The organism is Caballeronia sp. M23-90 (assembly GCF_053574605.1).
The window spans coordinates 1-2,595 of the sequence record NZ_JBSIPA010000661.1 but is presented as its reverse complement, the minus strand read 5'-3'; the positions used below and the strand labels follow the sequence as shown (position 1 = coordinate 2,595).

3 pseudogenes are annotated in these 2,595 nt (G+C 62.3%); all 3 read left to right on the top strand.

What is annotated here, in order from left to right:
* Nucleotides 1-128 (top strand): annotated as a pseudogene (locus ACRXB1_RS34305) (sensor histidine kinase KdpD); the annotation flags it as partial.
* Nucleotides 128-886, top strand: a pseudogene (locus ACRXB1_RS34300) (aminotransferase class I/II-fold pyridoxal phosphate-dependent enzyme); the annotation flags it as partial. The pseudogenes ACRXB1_RS34305 and ACRXB1_RS34300, both read left to right, overlap by 1 nt.
* A gap of 460 nt (nucleotides 887-1,346) precedes the next feature.
* Nucleotides 1,347-2,324 (top strand): annotated as a pseudogene (scpB, locus tag ACRXB1_RS34295) (SMC-Scp complex subunit ScpB); the annotation flags it as partial.
* Nucleotides 2,325-2,595 lie beyond the last annotated feature (271 nt).

Below are 2,595 nucleotides of genomic sequence, written 5' to 3'. Positions count from 1 at the left end.
TGGATCAGGCCGACGAAGTGACGCTCGTGGACCTTCCGCCCGAAGAGCTGCTGGAGCGGCTGCGTGACGGCAAGGTGTACATGCCGCAGCAGGCAGAACATGCCGTGCGCAATTTCTTCCGCAAGGGTCGCTGACGTATGGGGAAGATGGCTGGGTGCTGGACCTGGATCGTTTGCTGGCGGCCCTGACGCCCGATACACGCATGCTGATGATCAACTCGCCGAACAACCCGACGGGCTGGGTGATGACGCGTGAACAGCAGCAAGCAGTGCTGGACCGATGCCGCCAGAACGGCATCTGGCTGATCGCAGATGAAGTCTACGAACGCCTCTATTATGGCAATGACGCAACCGTCGCGCCCTCGTTTCTCGACCTCGCCTCCCGCGACGAACGCGTGATCGCGGTGAATTCATTCTCGAAGGCGTGGTTGATGACCGGCTGGCGGCTTGGCTGGATCGTCGCGCCCGAAAGCGTGATGGAGGATCTGGGCAAGCTCGTTGAATACAACACGTCGTGCGCGCCGTCTTTCGTGCAGTTAGCCGGAATCGCAGCCGTACGGGATGGCGAGCAGTTTACGCAATCCGTGGTCGCAGACCTGCGTGCCAGCCGCGACTATCTGGTGACGGCGCTGCAGGCCATTCCCGGCGTCGATGTTCGTGCGCCGCTGGGGTCCATGTATCTGTTCTTCAAGCTTCCAGGGGCAGATCACAGCCTCGAGCTTTGCAAGACCCTGGTGCGTGAGAGCGGACTCGGCTTGGCGCCAGGCAGTGCTTTCGGTCCGGAGGGCGAGGGATACGTGCGCTGGTGCTATGCCTGCGACACCGCGCGTCTGGATGCCGGCGTCGCGCGCTTGCGCAGCTTCATGGAAACGCGGTCCACAGTGTGAGCCGGCCGCAGGCGCGGGGCTGGAGCGGCTCAACCTTGCCTGGGGAAGCACGACCGCCCGAAAACGGCCGTTCGGCGCGCCGTACCGGCATGGCGGCAAAGCAGGCCGCAGGCCGAGCCTGTAAAGCTTGCAGACGTGAGGCCGGACGCGGCGCGATGTTTCACCTTTACGCACCGTTTTTTTTTGCGTAATATGCGTGCAGTCACGCGCTTCCGCCTTGGAAAGTGCTACTTCGTCCGGCTGGGATAAGCTCGGCGATCAGGATCTGATCCCGTGTTGTGCCTCCCCCCGGTGCGTGCTCCCAATCAATATGACCGATCATAAATCGGGCGAGCGCGTCGTCAGTATCCTCGTCCACGATTGTCCAGTCTGAGCGTTGCGAATGGTTCGAGTAATCGGCGTCCTTCGTTTCGGCCTGACTTGACCGGTTCATAGACCATACAGGGTCCTATCTAGCTGCATGAATACCCAAGAGGCGAAGATCGTCCTCGAGACAGCCTTGATCTGCGCGCAGGAGCCGCTGAAACTCGCCGAGTTGCGCAAGCTCTTCGCCGACGATATCTCGGCGGATACGGTTCGCACCTTGCTCGACACCCTCAAGCAGGACTGGTCGGGGCGCGGTGTGGAACTCGTGGCTCTCGCGTCCGGATGGCGGTTTCAGAGCAAGCCCGCAATGCGGTCATATCTCGATCGGCTGCACCCCGAGAAGCCGCCCAAGTATTCGCGCGCGGTTCTCGAAACGCTGGCGATCATCGGTTACCGGCAGCCGGTCACGCGCGGCGATATCGAAGAAATTCGCGGTGTGACCGTGAACACGCAGGTGGTGAAGCAACTCGAGGATCGCGGCTGGATAGAGGTGATCGGCCACCGCGATGTGCCGGGCAGGCCCGCGCTCTATGCAACCACCAAGCAGTTCCTGGATGATCTCGGTTTGAGCGCGCTCGACGAACTTCCCGCGCTCGATAACCCGTCGGCGCAACTGGAAGCATCGCTGCTCGCGCAGCATGCAATCGATTTTCCTGGCGACGACCCGGCGGCTGCCATTGTCGCTGCGCTCGCGCAAGGCGTGCGACCGGAGTCAGCGAGCAAGCCTGAGGCCAATGCCGCCGATGCCGATGCCGATGCCGACGGCGAGCCGGGAGCATCGGATGCTGTGCCGGTTGCCGCGGTCGAACTGCCGCCAGTTGAGGAACCCGGTTCTGACGCGGTGGTCCACGCTGAAGAGGCTGCGATTCTGGATTCGCGCAACGATGCGCCTGCTGACGTGCAAACGAACGCATCGCCCGCGGGGCAGGAAGATGCATCGCCCGCAGTAAATGAAATCGACGTTACGTCCGTTCAAGGCGTATCGGACAGTGCAGGCGCGGCGAAAGCGCCTGACGAAGCAAACGAAACCGACGAACTCGACGCACCGGACGACCGGGCTGCGCGCAGGGCCTGACGCCGTTGATCGCCAGCCGTAACGGCTAGCCGTAAAACGGCTAGCTCGTTTGTACGAAACCTTCATTCGGCTATTTATCACCAACGGCCGGATTTTTCTGACGCGCTCGCGACGGGCGCGCGACCCGACACATTTGAGGTTGTTTTGACACATTCCCACGACAGCGATTCGCCCGAATCCGAGCGCCCCGTTCGTGCCGATGACGCACATGACCAGGCCGACGCAGGCGAACGCACACGCTCCGACGAACCCGCCGACGGCGAGGAGA